The organism is Pseudomonas sp. efr-133-TYG-5, assembly GCF_030209175.1.
Lineage (GTDB): Bacteria > Pseudomonadota > Gammaproteobacteria > Pseudomonadales > Pseudomonadaceae > Aquipseudomonas.
This window is the reverse complement of record NZ_JARVSM010000008.1, coordinates 99,718-119,395: the sequence shown is the minus strand read 5'-3', so window position 1 is coordinate 119,395 and position 19,678 is coordinate 99,718. Positions and strand designations below refer to the sequence as shown.

Sequence of the window (19,678 nt, the reverse complement as noted above, 5' to 3'; positions counted from 1 at the left end):
CGAAAGCCCCTCCCCCAGCACTCTCCCGCAGGAAGGGGCTTTGGCGGCTGTCAGTTGACTGTACCGCCCCGCGCCTCGCTCATGATCTGCCGGATCACGTCGACGAATGTCTGCACCGGTTGCCCGCCAGTCACCGCGTATTGACCGTTGAACACCACGGTCGGCACCGAACTCACCCCGCGTTGCAGCCACTGCTGTTCTTCTTCGCGAACCACGGCGGCAAACTCGTCGCTGGCCAGAATCGCCTCGGCCCGTTGCCGATCGAGGCCGACGCTTTCGGCGAGCCGGGCCAACTGGCGAGGGTCGGACGGATTGCCGCCATCGGTGAAATACGCCTTGAGCAGCGCCTCTTTCAACGCCAGTTGCGCCCCCTCCAGCCCTGCCCAGTGCAACAGACGATGGGCATCGAAGGTGTTGTAGATGCGGCTGTTGCCGTCGGTACGAAAACTGAAGCCGACATCGGCGCCACGGGCGCGGATCACTTCGCGGTTTTTCTGCGACTGCTCCGCGGTCGAGCCGTATTTCTCCTGGATGTGCTCGGCGATGTTCTGCCCTTGCGGGCCCATCTTCGGGTTCAGTTCGAATGGCTGGAAGTGAATCTCGGCCTGCACTTCGTTGCGCAGAATTTCCAGCGCCCGCAGCAGGCCATACAGACCCACGGCGCACCACGGACAGGACACGTCACTGACAAAATCGATTTTCAGGGCAGCACTCATCACACACCTCACGGCCAGAACACGCAGCGTAAAGTTTGCAAGATACACCGGTCGGCAGTGCCGGGATGCATGCCAACAAGCGCAGAGCCCGCGATGCCCTCGCTTACAGCAGATTGCTGCCCGCCACCGGCTCGATCTGCGCCCAGTGCGAGGTGTCTTCGCGATGCGCCTGCAAGTACGGCAGCACCGCCGCCAGCAACGGCTCCTTGAACGCCTCCTGGAAACGATGGGCCAGCCCCGGAATCAGCCGCAACTGACTGCCGCGAATATGCGCCGCCAGGTGCACGCCGTGCATCACCGGCAACAACGGATCGGCGGTGCCATGCACCACCAGGGTCGGCACGCGCAGTTGATTGAGCAGCGCCACCCGGCTCGGCTCGGCGAGGATTGCCATGATCTGGCGTTTGACGCCTTCGGGATTGAACGCCCGATCATAGGCCAGCGCAGCCTGCTGCAGCAGCGCCTGACGATCATCGCTGACCGCCGGACTGCCCAGCGCCGCCAGCAGATCAGCCTGTTGCTCCAGCGCCACCTCACGGTTCGGTGCGCCGCGCCGGGACAGCAGTTGCACCAGCGCTGCGCTCGGCGCCGGCAGGCCTTCGGCACCGGAGCTGGTCATGATCAGGGTCAGGCTTTCCACCCGCTGCGGGGCCATCGCCGCCAGATGCTGGGCGATCATCCCGCCCATGCTCGCGCCGAGCACGTGGAATTGCTCGATGTGCAAGGCATCCATCAGGCCGAGGGCGTCGTCGGCCATGTCGCTCAGGCTGTAGGGCGCCGCCACCGGCAGCCCGAGTTTGTAGCGCAGCACTTCAAAGGTCAGGTTGGCCTCGGCCGGGGCCTGGCGCCAGGTCGACAGACCGACATCGCGGTTGTCATAGCGGATCACCCGAAAGCCCTGCTGACACAGCGCCACGACGACTTCGTCCGGCCAGTGGATCAACTGCCCGCCCAGGCCCATCACCAGCAGCAACGCCGGATCCGACGCACGCCCGATGCTCTGGTACGCCAGGCTGACCTGCGCCAGGTCGACCCGTTCGGTCGGTACATTGACGTCACAACGCGCGGCCGCCGAAGACGAGGCGCCGAAAAAAACCGCGACCAGCAAGGTCGCGATGGAGAAAAATCCCTTGAGCATGAAAAACACCGAAACGCAGAACCCCAGTAGAGCGCGAGTCTGATGAAGTTTGTTCAAGCGCGCTGCCACAGTTGCGTGACAGTTTGATGAAGAGTGCCGAGCGGTCATCCGAACGATAACTATGTAACACCGTTGTTCCAGGCCAATGCCGTGCAATGCGCCGTCGGCGAGCGGATGTCCCGCTCTCCATCGGGAACGTATTGAACATGCCTGCAACCCTTTTCTCAGATGAGCCCCTTCCGGCGCCGCAGCAATGGCCCGCTGTCGAGCCACTGCCGGTCAATATCGATGCCGCGCTGCTGCACGGCGCCATGGCGCGTTGGCGCCAGGCCAGCGACGAATTGCGCGAACTGTTCGCCGGCGTGCCGTCCACCCGCGCGACGCTGACGGACTTTCTGCACAACCGCTTCGACCTCGGTGCACCCAGCGCCGGCCTGCGCTTCAGCGCGGCCGAGCCGCACCCCGAGCAATTCGTCGATTTCGTCCAGGCGTGGGCGTTCGTTTATCAGCATCCGCGGCTGGATAACGCACTGGATCGGCCCTGCGTGGTCAGCGGCCTGCATTCCAGCCATGCGCTCGCCAGCCAGACGCCGCTGCAATTGCTCACCCGCCTGCACAAGCTCAATCCCCAGGAAGCCCTCGATCAGGGCTGGAACCGCTATTGGGATGGCCGCGCGCCCGACACGCCCGTGTCGCGCCGGGAGCGCGCCAGCCAGTTGTACCGCCTTCATCTGCAGGCCACGGCCGAGGTGGCGTTGGCGCAGCGCACGCTGACCAGCGAGCAACTGCGCCCGCTGTGGCTGTTGATGGACGACACCCGGCCCAACCCGCGCCTGGACGAGCAGCCGCTGCACAACGAACGCCTCGACCTGCTGCTGAGCAACAACACCCGCGTCACCCTGCCCGACGCCTGGGTCATCAGCGTTGGCGACCCGCAGACGGGGCAACAATTGTTGTACCTGCCCAAGCAACCGGTGCCGTTGCAGGCTTTCGCCAGACGCCGCGACATGGAAGCCTGGCTGACCCGCCAGGGCCTGGTGCCCAAGGGGCTGCCCGCCACCGGCCTGCGCTTTGAATACAGCGCGCGCACCCTGCCGCTGACCAAAGGCATGACCGACCTGCTCAAGCACTTGCAACAGGCCCGCCTGGCCGCCCTGCGCAGCCACTCGGCGAGCCGTTCCGGATTGGCCGAACATGGCGCCCGGGCGCTGGAGCAGGCCGATCGTCTGGATCGCCAGCGCAGTGTCGGCGGCGTGTTCGCCGCGCCACCGGTGCAACCGGCAGACCTCGCTGACGATGAACCGGCCCTGTTCGGTGCGCTGCATGCCGACATTCCCTGGGCGCTGCGGCAGGCCGCCGTGCAACAGCAACAGCAGGCCCTGGAAGACTGGGCGAAGCAGGCCACCCAGGCACAGCGCTCCACGCTCGACAAGCTGTTGCAGACCCTCGAAGCCGCCGAGCGCAAGGCCAGCAGCGCCGCGCACAACTTGCTGTACCGCGAACGGGTGCTGGACGTCACCACGTTCAATCGCGAATTCACCGCGCTGCACCAGGCGCACCGGCAGGGCCTGCTGGCCGAGGCCGAGTTGCAGCACACCCTGCAGCAGCTGAGCGATGACGAATACCGCGACCTCAAGAACGTTCTCGCACAAACGACCAGCGACCGCAGCGGCTCTTGTGCGGCGACCCTGTCGCTGGCGATGAGCGAACAGGACGGCGAGCGGACGCACCAGCGACGGCAGACCCTCAACGGTCCGCTGGTCATCACCGACCCTCGGGTGCTCAGCGATCCGCACGCGCCGCACAGCCTGCTGCTGTACTGGCCGGGAAGCGGTGGCGGCCTGCAACGCCTGGCCAATCGTCAGGCGCTGGAGCAGCAGCTGTTCAAGATGCCGGCGCAGGATGCGACGCTGAGCCTGCACCTGAACAGGATCGTCGGCGATCCGTTGCAGCACGCGCTGAACGAGGTCAGCGGCGAATTCGACGGACAGGCCGCCGGCCTGCGTCAGCGCTATCGCAACAAGGCGCAGGCAGCGCAACGGGCCGAGCAACTGGAAATCCTCCGGCAACGCTTTCACGCCATTCTGCAAGTGCCGGTCAACGGTGCGCGGCAAGTGGCGTACGCCCATCTCCAGGGGCAGCACCGCAGCGCCACGCTCGGCGCCAGCCTGCCGGACTGGCTGAGCCAGCTGTCGACCGAGCAGCGCAGTACCCTCAAGCAATTGCTCGAGCGCTATATCAAAGCCATGCAGCGCAGCCATGCCCTGCTGGAAATCGCCCTGCCAGCGCGCGACGAATTCACCCGGCAACGCCTGCACGCCCGCCTGCGCAAGGACTTCTCGCTCAAGGGCACGTTCAGCGTGCAGCTGGATCTGCCGGATTCGGTGGCCAGGGAGAAACACACCGTAGCCGCCCCCGGTGCACCGGGCACGCCGGTCAAGCTGGAGCTGGTGCCCAGCAAGGCACGCAGCAAAATGTCCCTCGAAGCGCTGGCGCAGATGAACCTCGACAACACCCCGTCGATGAGCCTCGAACCGCTGCTGCTGCGCCTCGGTTTCATGCGCGTCGAGGTCACTGCGAGCAGCGAAGCCGAGCGCCAGACGCTGGTCAGCGGCATCACCAAGCCCTATCTGCTCAAGGTGCTGCCCGAACTGGACCTGCCCAAGGCCTACGAAGAGCTGATTCGCCAGGTGTTCAGCGGCTCCAGCGATGAGCCGCCGTTCGTCAACGCACATCGCCGCGAATGCCTGCTCGAACCGTGGCGGTTAATGCTGCGGTTGCAATTCGAATGCGCCGTGTTGCGCAAGCACATCGAAGAAGGCGACCTGACCACACTGGAGCGCGCACTCGATCCCAACCTGCCCGGAGGCTGGAACATCGTCCTGCAACCGGCGTTTCTCAGCGTCGGTGGCAAGGACACCCCGCAGGAAGGTCCGGTGACACTGGCCGGGGTGACTTTCATCGAGGAGAGCGTCAGCGGCAGAATCCTGCTGTACCTGCCGGACAGCCCTGACGGGCGTTTCCTGCGCCCTTACCGGCGAATTGAAGAGGCGCGCCAGGGGCTGTTCCAGCTCTGCGCGCAGGATCAGTTCGCCCGTTACCTGGCCGGCCGTGCCCTGCAGGGCAACGTGCGCGCCCACGAAAGCCGAATCGGCCAGGCCGTGGCGAAAAACTTCGATGGGTTGATCGGCGTCGGTCATCGCTGGCCGCCGGGCACATCGTTGGCCGAGCATCTGCTCAATGTCCACATGGGCCGCCTGATCGAAGCCCATCGCGGCACCTCGCGTTCCAACGAGGCGCTGTACCTGGAGCGCTACGCCCTCAGCGGCCCGCGCGCGTTCAATTACCTGAAAATGGCCCTCGGCCTGGTGCCCTTCGTCGGCACCGCGATTGCCCTCTACGACGCCTGGACCAGCGCCAACCAGGCAGTCGCGGCGTTCCTGCGCGGCCAGGTCGGCGATGGCGTGGCCGAAATCGAAGCGGTGCTGCTGTCGCTGATCGATGCGGCCATGGATATCCTGCCCAGCCTCGGTGTGGCCGGCGGATCGGGCAGCGCCAGAGCCGTGGCACGCACGCGGCAGCTGCGCCAGCTGAGCAGCAGCGTCAGCGCCTTGCAGGAAATGTCCGCGCGTCAGGCCCGCCGGGTGATCGAACGCTTCGCCGGCTACGAATACCCGCGGCCGGTCTACCTGTTCGGCCAGCAGCCGGACAGCAGCGGCTTTTACCGCAATATCTACCGGCATGCCGACGGCAACTTCATCGTCCGCCAGGGGCGCATCTATCAGGTAGAGCCGAGCACGGATTCGCGCGGCTGGCGCTTGAGCGGCACCGCGCAGAAAACCTACAAGCAGCCGATCGCGCTCGATGATTTCGGCCAGTGGGACACCTACTACGCGATCTACGGCACAGCCTTCGACGGCGGCGGCCTCGGTGGCGGCAACCTGCTCGTGCATCTGGCCAACACGCTCGATCCGCTCTGGCCGCTGGCCATGCGCGAACGCTTGCCGCGCTGGTGGGCCGAACAGGGTTACCGCCGCCAGAAATACCTGACCCGGGGGGCCAATGAGCTGGGCCTGGAAATGGAAACGCAATACCAGAAGAGCAAGCAAGTGCTCGACGACTACACCGCCGCCCGCGGTGAAGCCCGGGCCGCCTTGCGGCGTGGAACCGAGGCGGTGTGCCTCGCCGATATCGATATGGCCAGCCGTCGTTATGCAATGCTGGCCGAGCTGTTGCCCATGACTCGCGGCAACAAACGCCGCACGGTGCTCGAATGCATGAGTCAGGACGCCTGGAAGGTGACTGACCGCAAACAATTTCTCGTCCACTGCATCAATCATCAAGTTCTTCCGCTGCTGGAACGCATCGACGCCCTCATCGATCGCCTCAACGCGCTGCCTGACAACACCCTGCGCGAGCGCCTGAGCCTTTTGGGCGAGATCCGCACTTTGCGTCTGCAGAATATGCAGTTCATCGACCAGACCGAAGTGCTCATGCACGACCTGCAACGCTGGTACGAGCGCATCGGTGTCGCTGCGCACAAGGCGCAGATCAGGATGCGCGTCGAGCCGCTGAGCCGCCGCCTGAGCGACAACACCCTGCTCTACCTGCGCACCAGTAACCTGCTGGAAATCGTCAAGCGCTATGACAACGTCAACGACATGTCATGGCTGTTCCTCCAGCGCCAGGCGCAGGACCTGCGCGCCAAAGTCGATCGCGCGCTGTACGTGCACATCAGCCTGGACGAGACGGTCGCTTCGGCGGCGCAACGCAATCGGATCCTGCAGGACTGCCTCGCTACCTACACCCAGTACCTGCGCGAGATGCGCGTGTGGACCACCAGTACCCCGCAGCATTTCCACATGGCCGAGGTACCTGCGCTGCTGGCCGGAGTGGAAAAAATGGCCGAGCGCGCGCGGCAGATGCGCCAGTTGCCAACCACGCAGCCGCTGGCCGGGGAGATCAGGAAAAAAGTCTTCACCACCGACGACGGCCAAGTGCTGATCGGCGTCGAACACTGGGAACCGACCACGCAGAAGCGCCAGTACCACCTGACCGGCAAGGGCGGTCTCAACGAAATCTGGGAACAGGACAGCAACGGCAGCTTCCGCCTGTTGAACCCTCCGGCGCCGGTCGCCGCGCCGTCCGCCCAGGAACTGACCGCGCTGCTGGCCGAGACCCGCTCGCGCCTGGCATTCGTGCCGACCTACGAGGCCAAGGTCAAAGCCTACGCCGAGCAAGACATGTTGCCGGTGGACCTGGAGCACATGCTGGTCAGTGAAGCCGAAGAGCTGCTGCGCCGCGCCCGGCATCTGGAAGCCCTCGACGGGCAAAACGCGCTGATCGGCAACCTGCGCGACAAGGCCGACGAGCTCAAGGCCAGCGGGCGCCAGTTGCGTACCGCGCAGGCGCTGAAAAGCCGCCACCCCACCGACGGCATGCTCGCCGACCTGCTGGAACAGAATGCCGTGCAAGCGCGCAAGCTCGGCGAACTGAAAAACCTCGGCAAACGCCGCGACGGGCGCAATGACTATCTGCAGGAGTACGAGATTCTCGACCTGACGAAAACGCCGGCCGAGCTGCTCTGGTACGCGCACTTTCACTATTCGAAAGCGACCCCGGGCCTGCGCGAGTTCGAGAAGGCTCATCTGAAGTTGCCCGAGCACCGCTCTATCACCCATGCCGACGATCCGTCGCTGCCCTATGCCGATATCGGCAAGCAGTCGGCGCTGCTGACGCACCTGGAAAACCTCTGACCGGCAAAAAAACCGGGAGCGGCTGAGCCGCTCCCCGTTCGTTACGCCAACCGGCTGCGCAATTGCCGCGCCGCCGCGACCATGTTGATCAGCGCCGCTTCGGTCTCCGGCCAGGCGCGGGTCTTGAGGCCGCAATCAGGGTTGACCCACAGCCGCTCGGCCGGGATGCGCCGCACGGCCTTGGTCATCAGGTTGACCATCTCGGCGGTGTCCGGCACCCGTGGCGAGTGAATGTCGTAGACGCCCGGGCCGATGTCGTTGGGATAGTCGAACGCTTCGAAGGCGTCGAGCAGCTCCATGTCCGAACGCGAGGTCTCGATGGTGATCACGTCGACGTCCATGGCGGCAATCGCCTGGATCACGTCGTTGAATTCGCTGTAGCACATGTGGGTGTGAATCTGCGTTTCGTCGCGCACGCCGCTCGCGCTCAGGCGAAAGGCTTCGACCGCCCAGTCGAGGTATTCCTGCCATTGCGCACGGCGCAGCGGCAGGCCTTCACGAAACGCCGCTTCGTCGATCTGGACGATTTTGATCCCGGCCCGTTCCAGGTCCTGCACCTCGTCACGCAAGGCCAGCGCCAGTTGCTGCGCCTGCACTTGGCGCGACACGTCTTCGCGCGGGAACGACCACATCAGCATGGTCACCGGACCGGTCAGCATGCCTTTCATGACCTTGTCGGTGAGGCTCTGCGCGTAGCGGATCCAGTCCACGGTCATGGCCTGCGGGCGGCTCAGGTCGCCGTAGATCACCGCCGGTTTGACGCACCGCGAACCGTAGCTCTGGACCCAGCCGAAACGGCTGAACAGGTAACCGTCGAGCTGCTCGGCGAAGTACTCGACCATGTCGTTGCGCTCGGCTTCACCGTGCACCAGTACGTCCAGCCCCAGGCGTTCCTGAACTTCGACGGCGTGGCGGATTTCGCTGTGCATGGCGTCGGTGTAATCGCTGGCCGACAGCTTGCCCTGCCTGAATGCCTGACGGGCCAGGCGGATCGCGGCGGTCTGGGGAAACGAACCGATGGTGGTGGTCGGGAACGTCGGCAAGCGCAGACGCGCGCGTTGGGCCACGCTGCGTTTGGCGAACGGCGAATGGCGCTGGCTGTGCGAAGCATTGATGGCCGCGACCCGTGCCTGCACTTCGGGTTTATGGATACGCGGCGATTGCGCGCGGCTTTGCGTAACGGCCTGACTGGCGGCCAGCGCGGCGCGCACGTGCGGCGCCTGCGGGTCGTTCAGCGCATCGCGCAGCACGGCGATTTCACCGCATTTCTGCACGGCAAAGGCCAGCCAGCTCTTGAGCTCCGGATCGAGCTGGTCTTCGCGGCGCACATCCACCGGACAGTGCAGCAGCGAGCAGGAACTGCTGACCCACAAATTGTCGCCGAAGCGCTCCTGGGCCGGTTGCAACTGGGCCAGTGCCTGCTCCAGTTCGCAGCGCCAGACATTGCGGCCATTGACCAGGCCGACGGAGAGAATCTTGTAGGTCGGCAGGCGATCGAGCACCTGGCCAAGCTGCTCCGGCGCACGCACCGCATCGATGTGCAGGCCCTGCACCGGCAGGCCCACGGCCAGGCCGAGGTTGTCCTGCAGGCCGCTGAAGTAGGTCGCCACGAGTTTTTTCAGCGGCGAATACTGGAGGATGTGATAGGCGCGTTCGAAGGCGCTTTTCCACGCCTGGGGCAGGTCGAGGGTGAGGATCGGTTCGTCGATCTGCACCCACTCCACGCCCTGTTCGGCGAGGCGCACGAGGATCTGGTTGTACACCGGCAGCAGGCGTTCGAGCAGGTCGAGCTTGTCGAAGGCATCACCCTTGGCCTTGCCCAGCCACAGGTAAGTCAGCGGGCCGATGATCACCGGCTTGACCTGGTGGCCGAGCGCCTGGGCTTCTTCGACCTCGTCGAACAGTTGTTCCCAGCTCAGCTGAAAGGCTTGCTCGGCGCTGAATTCCGGGACCAGGTAGTGGTAGTTGGTGTCGAACCACTTGGTCAGCTCCTGCGCGTACTGCGGCTGCTCGTGCGCAGTGCCGCAGCAGGACGTCGTGGCACCGCGGGCCATGGCGAACAGAGTATCGAGGGTGGACTGGCCGTGCTCGTCACGGGTGCCGGCAAAGCGCTCGGGAATCACGCCGAAGGTCAGCGAGTGGCTCAGCACCTGGTCGTACCAGGCGAAGTCACCGACCGGCAGCAGATCGATGCCGGCGTCTTTCTGCAACTGCCAGTGGCTGGCGCGCAGTTCACGCCCGACCTGATGCAGGGCTGCCTGGTCGAGGTCGCCTTTCCAGTAGGCTTCGAGGGCTTTTTTCAGTTCGCGGTCGGCGCCGATGCGCGGGAAACCAAGGGTGTGGGCCACGGCCATGTCGAAAGTGCTCCATGAGTAAAAGATGGCGCCATTGTCGACAGTCGGACCAACATGAGACAAACTCAACATTTTCGTGTTGATCACAAGTTTTTCTCATGGAGCCTGCCGGTGCTTGAAATCCGTCACCTGAAAACCCTGCACGCCTTGCGCGAGGCCGACAGCCTGGTCGATGCCGCCGACCGCCTGCACCTGACCCAATCGGCGCTGTCCCACCAGTTCAAGGAACTGGAGGAGCGCATGGGCATGCCGCTGTTCGTGCGCAAGACCAAACCGGTGCGCTTCACCAGCGCCGGCCTGCGCCTGCTGCAACTGGCCGATGCCACCCTGCCGCTGCTGCGCGCCGCCGAACGCGACATCGGCCGCCTGGCCGGTGGCACCGCCGGGCGCCTGCACATGGCAATCGAATGCCACAGCTGCTTCCAGTGGCTGATGCCGACCATCGACCAGTTCCGCGATGCCTGGCCGGAAGTCGAACTCGACCTCGCCTCGGGCTTCTCCTTCGCGCCGCTGCCGGCCCTGGCCCGGGGCGACCTCGATCTGGTGGTGACCTCCGATCCGCTGGAAATCGCCGGCATCACCTATGTGCCGCTGTTCACCTACGAAGCGATGCTCGCCGTGGCCAACCAGCACGCGCTGGCGAGCAAACCGTACATCGTCCCGGAAGACCTGCTGACGGAAACCCTGATCACCTACCCGGTGGAACGCGACCGCCTCGACATCTTCACCCGCTTCCTCGAACCGGCCGACATCGAGCCGGCGCAGGTACGCACCTCGGAGCTGACGGTGATGATGATGCAACTGGTCGCCAGCGGCCGTGGCGTGTGTGGCATGCCGCACTGGGCGCTGCATGAATACAGCTCGCGCGGTTACGTCAAGGGCAAGCGGCTCGGCGAAAAAGGCCTGTTCGCCACGCTGTACGCGGCGATCCGCGCCGACATGCTGGATGCGCCGTACATGCGCGACTTCCTCCTGACGGCCAAGGACACCTCGTTCTCGACGCTGGATGGGGTCAGCGCGGTGCGTTGAGGCGGGCGGTTGGCAAATCCGGTGCGGACCACATGTGGATCTTGTCGAAGTAGTCCTCGCCGACCCGCACCGCCATCGGCTCGAGGCCGAACTGGACGAAGCCGCAGCGCTGGTAAAGACGAAGCGCCGCGTCATTGCCGGCGGTGACGGTCAATTGAATGACTGTCAGCACCGGATGCCGCTGCGCTTCACTCAGCACCGCCTCCATCAATTTCAGCCCCAGCCCGCGCTGACGAAATTCAGCCGACACGTACATGCCGAATACCGTTGCCTTGTGCCGGGCCTTTTCCCGAGGCTCGAACGCCAGGCCGACGATGCCCGCCAGCCGACCGTCTTCGAACGCGCCGAACACCGCGTCGAGCTTGCTGGTCAGGCGTGATTCCCACCAGCTCAGCGGCATCGCTGCGCGCTCGCGCACGCTGGAGGTGAATGCCTGCGGATGGCGGTCATACGCTTCCAGCATCAACTCGCGGTAGGCCAGCGCATGACTGGCGTCCAGCCGTTCGATCCACATGTTCAACCTGCCTTGCGCTGTTCAAGCATCAGCCGCACGGCCAGGCCGCCGAGCACAAACCCCATGAAATAACGCTGCGCCGCCAGCCAGGTGGGGTTATTGACGAACCACGCGGCGATGCCCGCGGCGAACAGCGCAATCAACAGGTTGACGCAGAAACTGACGCTGATCTGCGTCAGGCCGAGGATGATGCTCTGGGCGAACACCGAGCCGTGTTCCGGGCTGATGAACTGCGGAAATACCGAGAGGTAGAACACCGCGATTTTCGGATTCAGGGCGCTGGTCAGAAAGCCCATGGTGACCAGTCTGCGCGCGGAATCCGCCGGCAATTGCTGCGCCTCGAACGGCGAGCGGGCGCCGGGTTTTACTGCCTGCCAGGCCAGCCACAGCAGGTACAGCGCACCGGCCCACTTCAACACTTCATAAGCCATCGGCACGGCGAGAAACACGGCGGTCAAACCGGCGGCCGCGGCAAACAGGTGCACGAAGAATCCCGCTACCACGCCGAGCAACGAGGTCACCCCGGCCTTGCGTCCCTGGCAGATCGAACGGGAGATCAGGTAGATCATGTTCGGCCCCGGCGTCAGCACCATGAGCAACGCGGCGGCGGCAAAGATCAGCAGGTCCTGGAGCGGAATCATGGTGGCGTCCTGTGCGGGATAGTCAGGCGAGCGCGGTCAGCGAGGCTCGATAAAACGGCAGGATCAAGTCACGTGTCAAGGGTGCGAGGACGACATCGCCATCGGTGGCCGGATCGATCCAGCGCACCTCTTCGATTTCCGCCGCCGGGGTCACGTCAGAGGCGATGGTCAGCTGAAAGATCTCGGCCTCGACGACAAATCCCGGCTCGTTGGCGGCCGGCGCCGAGAACTGGCCGAGGAACGTCGCCCGCGCCGGATCGATGACCAGCCCCAGTTCCTCTTCCAGTTCGCGGGCCAGGGCGTGCACCGGCAACTCATGCGCCTCGATCTTGCCCCCCGGCTGCATGAACGCCGTGGTGCCGCGCTTGCGCACCAGCAGGGTTTGGCCGTCGCGGTTGAGCAACAGCGCAGCGGCGATGCGGATGATGGAGGTCGCTTCGGGGGACGGCATCGACATGAACGGAAAGCCTGTGACTGAAAAACGGCAAGGATCACACGCTTGCCGTTCGTGAGCAAAGGCTGCGCGGCACGTCAGGCAGCTTCCTGGAAGTCCATTTCCGGCGGCTGGCGGCGGAAGCCGCCGGTCAGCACCGCCAGGTAGACCACGCCGATCGCCAGCCAGCTCAGGCCCAGATACACCGCCAGGTGATCGAGGCTGACCATCAGCCACAAGTCCGCGACCAGACCGATGAACGGAAAGACCAGGAACAGCAGCAACTCGCGCGGGCCCTTTTTCTCACCGCCGATCCAGTAGTGAAAAATCACCGACAGGTTGACCAGGCTGAACGCGAGGAACGCGCCGAAATTGATAAACGAGGTCGAGGTGGTCACATCCAGTTTCAGCGCCAGCAGCGCGACCACGGCGCACAGCAGGATGCTGTTGACCGGCGTGCCGAAGCGCGCGTGCAGGGTGCCGAAGAACGACTTGGGCAGCACGCCGTCACGGCCCATGGCGAACAGCAGCCGCGACCCGCTCGCCTGGGCGGACAGGCCCGAGGCGAACTGGCCGACGATCAGGCCGATGAGGAAGATCGACACGAACAGGTCGCCACCGATGTTGCGCGCGATTTCATAGGCCGCCGAGTCGACGCTGTCGAACTGCACCGAGGGGTGGGCGATCTGCACGAAGTACGACACGCCGACGAAGATCAGCCCGCCGATCAGTGTGATCAGCATGATCGCCCGCGGAATGGTTCGGCGTGGATCGCGGGTTTCTTCGGTGAGCGTACTGACCGCGTCGAAACCGAGGAACGAGTAACAGGCGATGGCCGCGCCGCTCATGATCAGCGGCAGCTGCATGTCGCCGTTGAAGAACGGCGTGAGCGACCACAGTGGCTTGCTGGCATCGCCGCCGACGTAATGCACGCACAGCGCGACAAAAGCGCTCAACACCAGAAATTGCACCAGCATCAGCAAGGCGTTGATGCCGTTGGCCAGCTTCAGCCCGACGATGTTGATCGCGCTGGTGATGCCGATGAACGCCAGCACCCAGATCCATTGCGGCACCGCCGGGAAGGCCGAGGCCAGATACGCCGCGCCGATCAGCCAGATCGCCATGGGCAGGAACAGGTAATCGAGCAGCACCGCCCAACCGGCGATGAAGCCGAGTTTCGGGCTGATCGCCTTGCGCACGTAGCTGTAGGCCGAACCGGCCACCGGGAACGCGGCGGCCATGCGCCCGTAACTCATGGCGGTGAAAAACATCGCCACCAGCGCCGCCAGATAGGCGGCAGGCACCTTGCCGGCAGTGGACTGGGCGAGGATGCCGAAGGTGCCGAGGACAATGATCGGCGTCATGTAGGCGATGCCGAACAGCACCACCGACCCCAGTGAAAGGGTGCGTTGCAAACGAGCCATGGGCGACTTACTCCGAATGTTATTGGATTTATGGCAGAGCCGAGTTCGGCGAAGGTTTCGGGTGTGGCTTTGTTTTTTTTTCGATCCAGCAGGTGTGTTGTCTGGACTGGCCTCTTCGCGAGCAAGCTCGCTCCCACAGTGACCCCGCTCCCCTGTGGGAGCGAGCTTGCTCGCGAAGGCGTCAGCCCGACCGACACAGAACCCGGATCAGCGCGCAGGAATCAGCAACTCACGCAATCCGCACGCGTGCTCCACCACCTCCCCCGGCAGCTTCAACCGCTGATCATCCAGATAGCGATAATCCTTGCGCGCAATCTGCAACTGACTGAAATCCAGCTCGACGCTGAACGTCGCTTCTGCGCGCCCGGCCTCGAACAACAGCGTGCCCAGCGGATCGACCAGGGCACTGCCGCCGGCGAACATCAAGCCGTCATCCCCCGCTTCCACACGGTTGACCATCAGCGCAAACGCCTGGTTTTCCTGGGCGCGGGCCATGATTGCGGTGCGGTGGGTCGGGCCGTACGGGTCCATGTTGCCGTTGGTCACGATCAGCAGCTCGGCGCCCAGTTGCGCCAGGGCACGGGCGCTTTCCGGGAACTCGATGTCGTAGCAGATCAGCAGACCGACGCGCACGCCGTTCCACAGGCAGGTGGCGTAACGGTCACCGGCCTCGAACACACCGCGATCCGAAGCCCAGAGGTGGGTCTTGCGGTATTTCAGGGCGATGCCCTCGGGGGTGATCAACAGCGTGGTGTTGTAGAAGCGGCCGTTGTCGTTCTCGGCCATGCCGATCACCACGGCGATGTTGCGCTCGCGGGCGGCGGCCTGCACCGCGCGCACGCTCGGGCCGTCCAGCGGCTCGGCGACCTGCGCCACCGTCGCGGCGGTGGGGAAGCCCATCAGGTGGGTCTCCGGAAACACGATCAAGTGCGTGTCGGGCGCGCAGGCGGCAATCGCCGCGAGGGCGCGTTCCAGGTTATAGGCCGTGGCATGGTCACGGCCCGCCAGTTGGGCGAGTTCGACTTTCATGGGCATTCCTTGTGATGAGCGCCGGACGCGGAAAGATTGCCCGGTGGCTGTCTGTGGGCCAGTATGCTTGGCATCCGACCGGCCAGGGAATTACGCGGCCGGGGTAACCCGATAGGGGTAGCACCATGCGCGTTTCGTTTGACGACATCACCTGGCACCGGGCCGTCGGGCAACTGATCGACGCCCTCGACAAGCCGAATTTCTGGGCGCAACTGGTGCGCCTGCTCGATCAGTACGTGAGTTTCGATAGCTGGGTCGCGCTGCTGTTCAGCGCCGACCGCCACCCGCAGGTGTTCGCCGAATGCCCCGGCGCGGACGGCGCGCCGGATCAGCTGTTCCAGGATTACCTGCGCGGCCTGTACCTGCTCGACCCGTTCTACATCGCCTGCCGCGAGCAATCGCGCACCGGCCTGTATCGCCTCTCGGAAGTGGCCCCGGAGCATTTCGAGCTGACCGAGTACTACCAGCGCTACTTTCGTCTGAATGTGGTCGCCGATGAAATCCAGTTCAATTGCCAGCTCGAAGGCGAGCGCACGCTGTGCCTGTCACTGGGCAGTGAAAAACGTTTCACTGGCGAGCAGATTGCTTTGCTGTCATTGATCCAGCCCTGGGTGCTGGGCCTGTTGCGGCAGCGCCTGCCCTATGAAATCAACGAAACCGTGGCGCTGGCCACCGCCCCCGCGCCCACCGACTGGCGGGTGCAACTGGAAGCGTCGGTGCAGCAGCTCAAGGGCGCGCAACTGACCGCCCGCGAACTGGATGTCGGGCGCCTGATGCTCAGCGGTTGCTCCAGTAAAGAAATCGCTCGTAAGCTGGAAATCTCCGTGGAAACCGTGAAAGTCCATAAGAAACACATGTACAGCAAGCTGGGGATCAAGTCCCAGTCCGAGCTGTTTTCGATTTTCCTGCAGGCCCAGAACGCCTGATACAGCGCTGTGAGCTTTTCTGTGGGAGCGAGCTTGCTCGCGAAAGGCCGTCATGACCGACATATGCGTTGACTGGCCCACCGCTATCGCGAGCAAGCTCGCTCCCACAGGGATCTGCGGCGCTGAACAATTCAAGTCCGAACCAAGGAAACCGTATGAGCCTGTCACTCCTGAGCCGCTACGCCTTCTTTGCCGTCTGCGTGGTTTTCACCCTCGCCAGCCTGCCCTTTCTCGCCCACGACTGGCTGTGGCCGATCACCGCCGTCACCGGCGTGCTCAGCCTGATCGGCCTGTTCGACCTGCTGCAGAGCCCGCACGCGGTGCGCCGCAACTACCCGATCCTGGGCAACATCCGCTACCTGGTCGAAGGCATCCGCCCGGAGATCCGCCAGTATTTGCTGGAGTCCGACAGCGACGCCCTGCCCTTCTCCCGCGCCCAGCGTTCGCTGGTGTACTCTCGAGCGAAGAATGAAACCGCCGACAAACCGTTCGGGACACTGATTGACGTGTACCAGTCCGGCTTCGAATTCATCGGCCACTCGATGCGCCCGGCGCCGCTGAGCGACCCGAGCAGTTTCCGCGTCACCGTCGGCGGCCCGCAGTGCACGCAGCCGTACTCGGCCTCGGTGTTCAACATTTCCGCCATGAGCTTCGGCTCGCTCAGCGCCAACGCCATTCGTGCGCTGAACCAGGGCGCCAAGCTCGGCAACTTCGCCCACGACACCGGCGAAGGCAGCATCAGCCCGTATCACCGCGAACACGGCGGGGACCTGACCTGGGAATTGGGCAGCGGCTACTTCGGCTGCCGTACCAGTGACGGTCGGTTCGACCCCGAGCGTTTCGCCGCCCAGGCGCAGAACCCGCAGGTGCGGATGATCGAAATCAAGATGAGCCAGGGCGCCAAACCCGGCCACGGCGGGATCCTGCCCAAGCACAAGGTCACCCGGGAAATCGCTGATACGCGCGGCATCCTGATGGGCGAGGACTGTATCTCGCCGTCGCGTCACAGCGCGTTTTCCACGCCGATCGAAATGATGCAGTTCATCCAGCAACTGCGTGAGCTGTCCGGCGGCAAACCGGTGGGTTTCAAGTTCTGCCTCGGCCACCCGTGGGAGTTCATGGGTATCGCCAAGGCCATGCTGGAGACCGGGATTCTTCCGGACTTCATCGTCGTCGACGGCAAGGAGGGCGGCACCGGCGCCGCCCCGGTGGAGTTCACCGACCACATTGGCGTGCCGATGCGCGAAGGCCTGCTGTTCGTGCACAACACCCTGGTCGGGCTGAACCTGCGCGACAAGATCAAGCTCGGCGCCAGCGGCAAGATCGTCAGCGCCTTCGACATCGCCAGCGTGCTGGCCATCGGCGCCGACTGGGCCAACTCGGCGCGCGGCTTCATGTTTGCCATCGGCTGCATCCAGTCGCAAAGCTGCCACACCAACAAATGCCCGACCGGTGTCGCCACCCAGGACGCCCTGCGCCAACGCGCCCTCGTCGTCCCGGACAAGGCCCAGCGCGTTTACAACTTCCATCGCAATACCCTCAAGGCGTTGGCGGAAATGCTCGCGGCCGCCGGCCTCGAACACCCCTCGCAGCTCTCGGCCAAGCATCTGGTGCGACGCATGTCGGCGACCGAGATCAAACTGTTCTCGCAGCTGCATGTGTTCCTCAAACCAGGTGAGTTGCTCACGGGCGAGGTCAATGGCGAGTTCTACTCGCGGATGTGGCAGATGGCCCGGGCTGACAGTTTCGAGCCGCAGGAGGTGGCGGCGGCGTGAGGCCTCGCGCCGCGTCGACCGTGATCGCGGCTGACGCAGTGTCGACGCTGAACAGGTAGGCCGCCGCCGAACCGCTCCACAGCGTCTGCCGCGTTTGCCAATCGCCGCTGAACAGGGTGCGGAAGTGATCGGGCGATTCCAGCGGTATCCACCAGACTCGGTGCCGGCGGCATTGCACCAGCGCCGGGTCATGGAAATAGATCCAGCGCCTGGCGGGCGGGATCAGCGCGTAGCCACCGCGAACCGATGAGGCGAGGAACGCCGGGAACGCCGTGCGCACATGAAACCGCGGCTCAATGGCGCTGGTGTTGTAGTAGAGAAACGGCAAGTACGAAATCAGCGAGTCGAGGACGATGTCATCGCCGGGCTGGGCCTCGCGTTCGATCTGGCTGGCCAGCCCATCCAACCGGAAGTCCCGGCGCATCTCGGTGCCATTCATGCCATCGGCCTGGCGATAGACCATCGCCAGGCCGTAGCACTGTCCGGCGACCACCAGCACGAACAGCGCCATGGCCGGGCGCGGGTATCGGCGTGCCAACGAGTCCAGTGCCACGGCGATAAGCAGGGGAACGCCGGGGGCCGCGAACACCAGGTAGCGCGCGAGAAACAGCGGCATGAACAGCGCCAGGGCAAACAGCGAGATCGTCGGAACAAAAAAATAGCCGAGCAGCAGCGGCCGGTAGCGCCGTTCGCCGGTGCCCTGCGCCACGATCAGCGCTGCGCAGAGCACGACCAGCAGCAAAGGCGCCAGCCGCCACCACGACGCGGGTGCCACACGCGGCTCCATCAACATGAATTGCCAGGGCAGCCCCAGCGCGGCCTGCACGGTCACAGGCTCGATCCACGCCGCGACACCGGCGGACAACTGTTCAAGCAGATTCGGCAGCCACGGCACAAACAACAGCACAATCGCCGCGTTGGCCAGGCACCATGCGCAGAGTGAAAGGCTCGCGGCGTGATCCGCTCGCGCCCGCCACCAGAACAGCCAATGCACCAGCACGCAGCCAGCGGCGAAATAATGCGTGTAAAACGCCGCGCTCATCAGCAACACGTACAGGCACGGCCAGCGTTTTTGCCCGGGTGTGCGCGCCCAGCAGACCAGCGCCACGGTCGCGGCCATCAGCCAGAATCCGAGCAGGGTGTACATCCGCACTTCCTGGCTGTAGCGCACCGAAACGGGCAGCAGCGCCAGCAACAGTGCCGCCATCCAGGTCGCCCGCCGCGTGGCCACCAGACGCATCAGCCTGATGCCGAGCAACACGCTGCCAACGTCCGCCAACACGCTCAAGCCCCGTGCCGCCCCGGCGGAATCGCCCCAGGCCATGCCCCAGTAATGCAGCAGCACGTAATACAGCGGCGGATGCACATCCAGCGCGGTCAACGCCCAGATCCGCGCGGGTGTTTCCCGCGCCAGCAGCAGGCTGTAAGCCTCGTCATACCAGATCGCTGGCACACTGATCGAGTAGCAGCGCACGCCCAGCGCCAGCAGCACAAGCCCCATCAGCGCGAGCCGCTCGATCAGCACTGCGCCGGGTGCAACGTTGCCCGCCGCGGCCGCCGGCAACGCTTTCATTGCCGCTCCCCGCGGCAGACCACGCAGCGAAAAAAGCCGTAGCCCAGCGCCAGATTCAACAGGGTGAACAGCGCGACCGTCAGCAGCCCCTGCCAATCACGCGCGTCGGCGAGCGCGCCGATGGCGTAACTCAATCCGCCCATCGACACGCTGAACAGCAGGTACGCGAACACCGAGTTCGCCGCCTCGAATTTGTACAGCGTATTCACATACAGCGAAAACCCGGCCGCCACGCAATAGGCGAAAAAATTGCTCGTCGCCTGCGTCAACCCGAGGGCCGTGCACAGGACGAAAAACACCTGCCAATGGATCAATCCATCGGCGAGTCCGATGATCAGCAATGCGGAAAATCGCTTCATCGCGCAGCCTG

Annotated in this window: 14 protein-coding genes; 4 read left to right on the top strand and 10 right to left on the bottom strand. The window is 64.5% G+C overall.

Annotation, left to right across the window (positions count from 1 at the left end; translation table 11 throughout):
* Nucleotides 1-50 precede the first annotated feature (50 nt).
* Both QRN70_RS24470 and QRN70_RS24465 read right to left on the bottom strand, forming a co-directional pair.
* Nucleotides 51-716 carry a DsbA family oxidoreductase gene (locus QRN70_RS24470; RefSeq protein ID WP_285420458.1) on the bottom strand — a complete coding sequence of 222 codons (666 nt, stop codon included), beginning with the start codon at nucleotides 714-716 and terminating at the stop codon, nucleotides 51-53.
* A 103-nt stretch (nucleotides 717-819) separates the two neighbouring features.
* Nucleotides 820-1,854, bottom strand: coding sequence for an alpha/beta fold hydrolase (locus QRN70_RS24465; protein WP_285420457.1), 1,035 nt, complete (start codon nucleotides 1,852-1,854; stop codon nucleotides 820-822).
* Nucleotides 1,855-2,060: 206 nt separating this feature from the next.
* On the opposite strand from QRN70_RS24465, the gene QRN70_RS24460 reads away from it, so the two are divergent.
* Nucleotides 2,061-7,610 carry a dermonecrotic toxin domain-containing protein gene (locus QRN70_RS24460; protein ID WP_285420456.1) on the top strand — a complete coding sequence of 1,850 codons (5,550 nt, stop codon included), beginning with the start codon at nucleotides 2,061-2,063 and terminating at the stop codon, nucleotides 7,608-7,610.
* 41 nt (nucleotides 7,611-7,651) lie between these two features.
* On the opposite strand, the gene metE is transcribed toward QRN70_RS24460, so the two are convergent.
* Nucleotides 7,652-9,964: a 5-methyltetrahydropteroyltriglutamate--homocysteine S-methyltransferase gene (gene metE / locus QRN70_RS24455; protein WP_285420455.1), complete on the bottom strand. Its 2,313-nt coding sequence runs from the start codon at nucleotides 9,962-9,964 to the stop codon at nucleotides 7,652-7,654.
* A gap of 111 nt (nucleotides 9,965-10,075) precedes the next feature.
* Between metE and metR the strand changes: the two genes are divergently transcribed.
* Nucleotides 10,076-10,993, top strand: a complete 918-nt coding sequence (metR, locus tag QRN70_RS24450) for a transcriptional regulator MetR (protein WP_007953158.1) — start codon at nucleotides 10,076-10,078, stop codon at nucleotides 10,991-10,993.
* On the opposite strand, the gene QRN70_RS24445 is transcribed toward metR, so the two are convergent.
* The 5 genes from QRN70_RS24445 to QRN70_RS24425 all read right to left on the bottom strand — a co-directional run bounded on the left by QRN70_RS24445 (nucleotide 10,977) and on the right by QRN70_RS24425 (nucleotide 15,034).
* A complete protein-coding gene (locus tag QRN70_RS24445; protein ID WP_285420454.1) occupies nucleotides 10,977-11,507 on the bottom strand; it encodes a GNAT family N-acetyltransferase in 531 nt (176 codons plus the stop codon). The genes metR and QRN70_RS24445 overlap by 17 nt on opposite strands.
* A 2-nt stretch (nucleotides 11,508-11,509) precedes the next feature.
* Nucleotides 11,510-12,148: a LysE family translocator gene (locus QRN70_RS24440; protein WP_285420453.1), complete on the bottom strand. Its 639-nt coding sequence runs from the start codon at nucleotides 12,146-12,148 to the stop codon at nucleotides 11,510-11,512.
* A gap of 22 nt (nucleotides 12,149-12,170) precedes the next feature.
* Complete coding sequence (locus tag QRN70_RS24435) at nucleotides 12,171-12,605, bottom strand: NUDIX hydrolase (RefSeq protein ID WP_285420452.1); 435 nt, start codon at nucleotides 12,603-12,605, stop codon at nucleotides 12,171-12,173.
* 74 nt (nucleotides 12,606-12,679) lie between these two features.
* Entirely contained in the window at nucleotides 12,680-14,005 is a 1,326-nt protein-coding gene (locus QRN70_RS24430; protein WP_285420451.1) for an APC family permease, read from the bottom strand.
* A gap of 207 nt (nucleotides 14,006-14,212) precedes the next feature.
* On the bottom strand, nucleotides 14,213-15,034 hold the full coding sequence (locus QRN70_RS24425; RefSeq protein ID WP_285420450.1) for a carbon-nitrogen hydrolase family protein: 822 nt from the start codon (nucleotides 15,032-15,034) through the stop codon (nucleotides 14,213-14,215).
* Nucleotides 15,035-15,159: 125 nt separating this feature from the next.
* Here QRN70_RS24425 and QRN70_RS24420 point away from each other — a divergent pair, with 125 nt between their 5' ends.
* Entirely contained in the window at nucleotides 15,160-15,960 is an 801-nt protein-coding gene (locus QRN70_RS24420) for a helix-turn-helix transcriptional regulator (protein ID WP_285420449.1), read from the top strand.
* Nucleotides 15,961-16,115: 155 nt separating this feature from the next.
* On the top strand, nucleotides 16,116-17,735 hold the full coding sequence (locus QRN70_RS24415) for an FMN-binding glutamate synthase family protein (RefSeq protein WP_285420448.1): 1,620 nt from the start codon (nucleotides 16,116-16,118) through the stop codon (nucleotides 17,733-17,735).
* Here the strand turns inward: QRN70_RS24415 and QRN70_RS24410 are convergent.
* Both QRN70_RS24410 and QRN70_RS24405 read right to left on the bottom strand, forming a co-directional pair.
* A complete protein-coding gene (locus QRN70_RS24410) occupies nucleotides 17,656-19,308 on the bottom strand; it encodes a glycosyltransferase family 39 protein (protein ID WP_285420447.1) in 1,653 nt (550 codons plus the stop codon). The genes QRN70_RS24415 and QRN70_RS24410 overlap by 80 nt on opposite strands.
* Complete coding sequence (locus QRN70_RS24405; RefSeq protein ID WP_285420446.1) at nucleotides 19,305-19,667, bottom strand: polysaccharide synthesis protein GtrA; 363 nt, start codon at nucleotides 19,665-19,667, stop codon at nucleotides 19,305-19,307. The genes QRN70_RS24410 and QRN70_RS24405 overlap by 4 nt, the downstream gene beginning before the upstream one ends.
* Nucleotides 19,668-19,678: the final 11 nt, after the last annotated feature.

Coding starts and splice junctions, on each gene's coding strand:
- QRN70_RS24470 (WP_285420458.1), bottom strand. CDS start 716: ATGAGTGCTGCCCTGAAAATCGATTTTGTCAGTGACGTGTCCTGTCCG.
- QRN70_RS24465 (WP_285420457.1), bottom strand. CDS start 1,854: ATGCTCAAGGGATTTTTCTCCATCGCGACCTTGCTGGTCGCGGTTTTT.
- QRN70_RS24460 (WP_285420456.1), top strand. CDS start 2,061: ATGCCTGCAACCCTTTTCTCAGATGAGCCCCTTCCGGCGCCGCAGCAA.
- metE (WP_285420455.1), bottom strand. CDS start 9,964: ATGGCCGTGGCCCACACCCTTGGTTTCCCGCGCATCGGCGCCGACCGC.
- QRN70_RS24445 (WP_285420454.1), bottom strand. CDS start 11,507: ATGTGGATCGAACGGCTGGACGCCAGTCATGCGCTGGCCTACCGCGAG.
- QRN70_RS24440 (WP_285420453.1), bottom strand. CDS start 12,148: ATGATTCCGCTCCAGGACCTGCTGATCTTTGCCGCCGCCGCGTTGCTC.
- QRN70_RS24435 (WP_285420452.1), bottom strand. CDS start 12,605: ATGTCGATGCCGTCCCCCGAAGCGACCTCCATCATCCGCATCGCCGCT.
- QRN70_RS24430 (WP_285420451.1), bottom strand. CDS start 14,005: ATGGCTCGTTTGCAACGCACCCTTTCACTGGGGTCGGTGGTGCTGTTC.
- QRN70_RS24425 (WP_285420450.1), bottom strand. CDS start 15,034: ATGAAAGTCGAACTCGCCCAACTGGCGGGCCGTGACCATGCCACGGCC.
- QRN70_RS24420 (WP_285420449.1), top strand. CDS start 15,160: ATGCGCGTTTCGTTTGACGACATCACCTGGCACCGGGCCGTCGGGCAA.
- QRN70_RS24415 (WP_285420448.1), top strand. CDS start 16,116: ATGAGCCTGTCACTCCTGAGCCGCTACGCCTTCTTTGCCGTCTGCGTG.
- QRN70_RS24410 (WP_285420447.1), bottom strand. CDS start 19,308: ATGAAAGCGTTGCCGGCGGCCGCGGCGGGCAACGTTGCACCCGGCGCA.
- QRN70_RS24405 (WP_285420446.1), bottom strand. CDS start 19,667: ATGAAGCGATTTTCCGCATTGCTGATCATCGGACTCGCCGATGGATTG.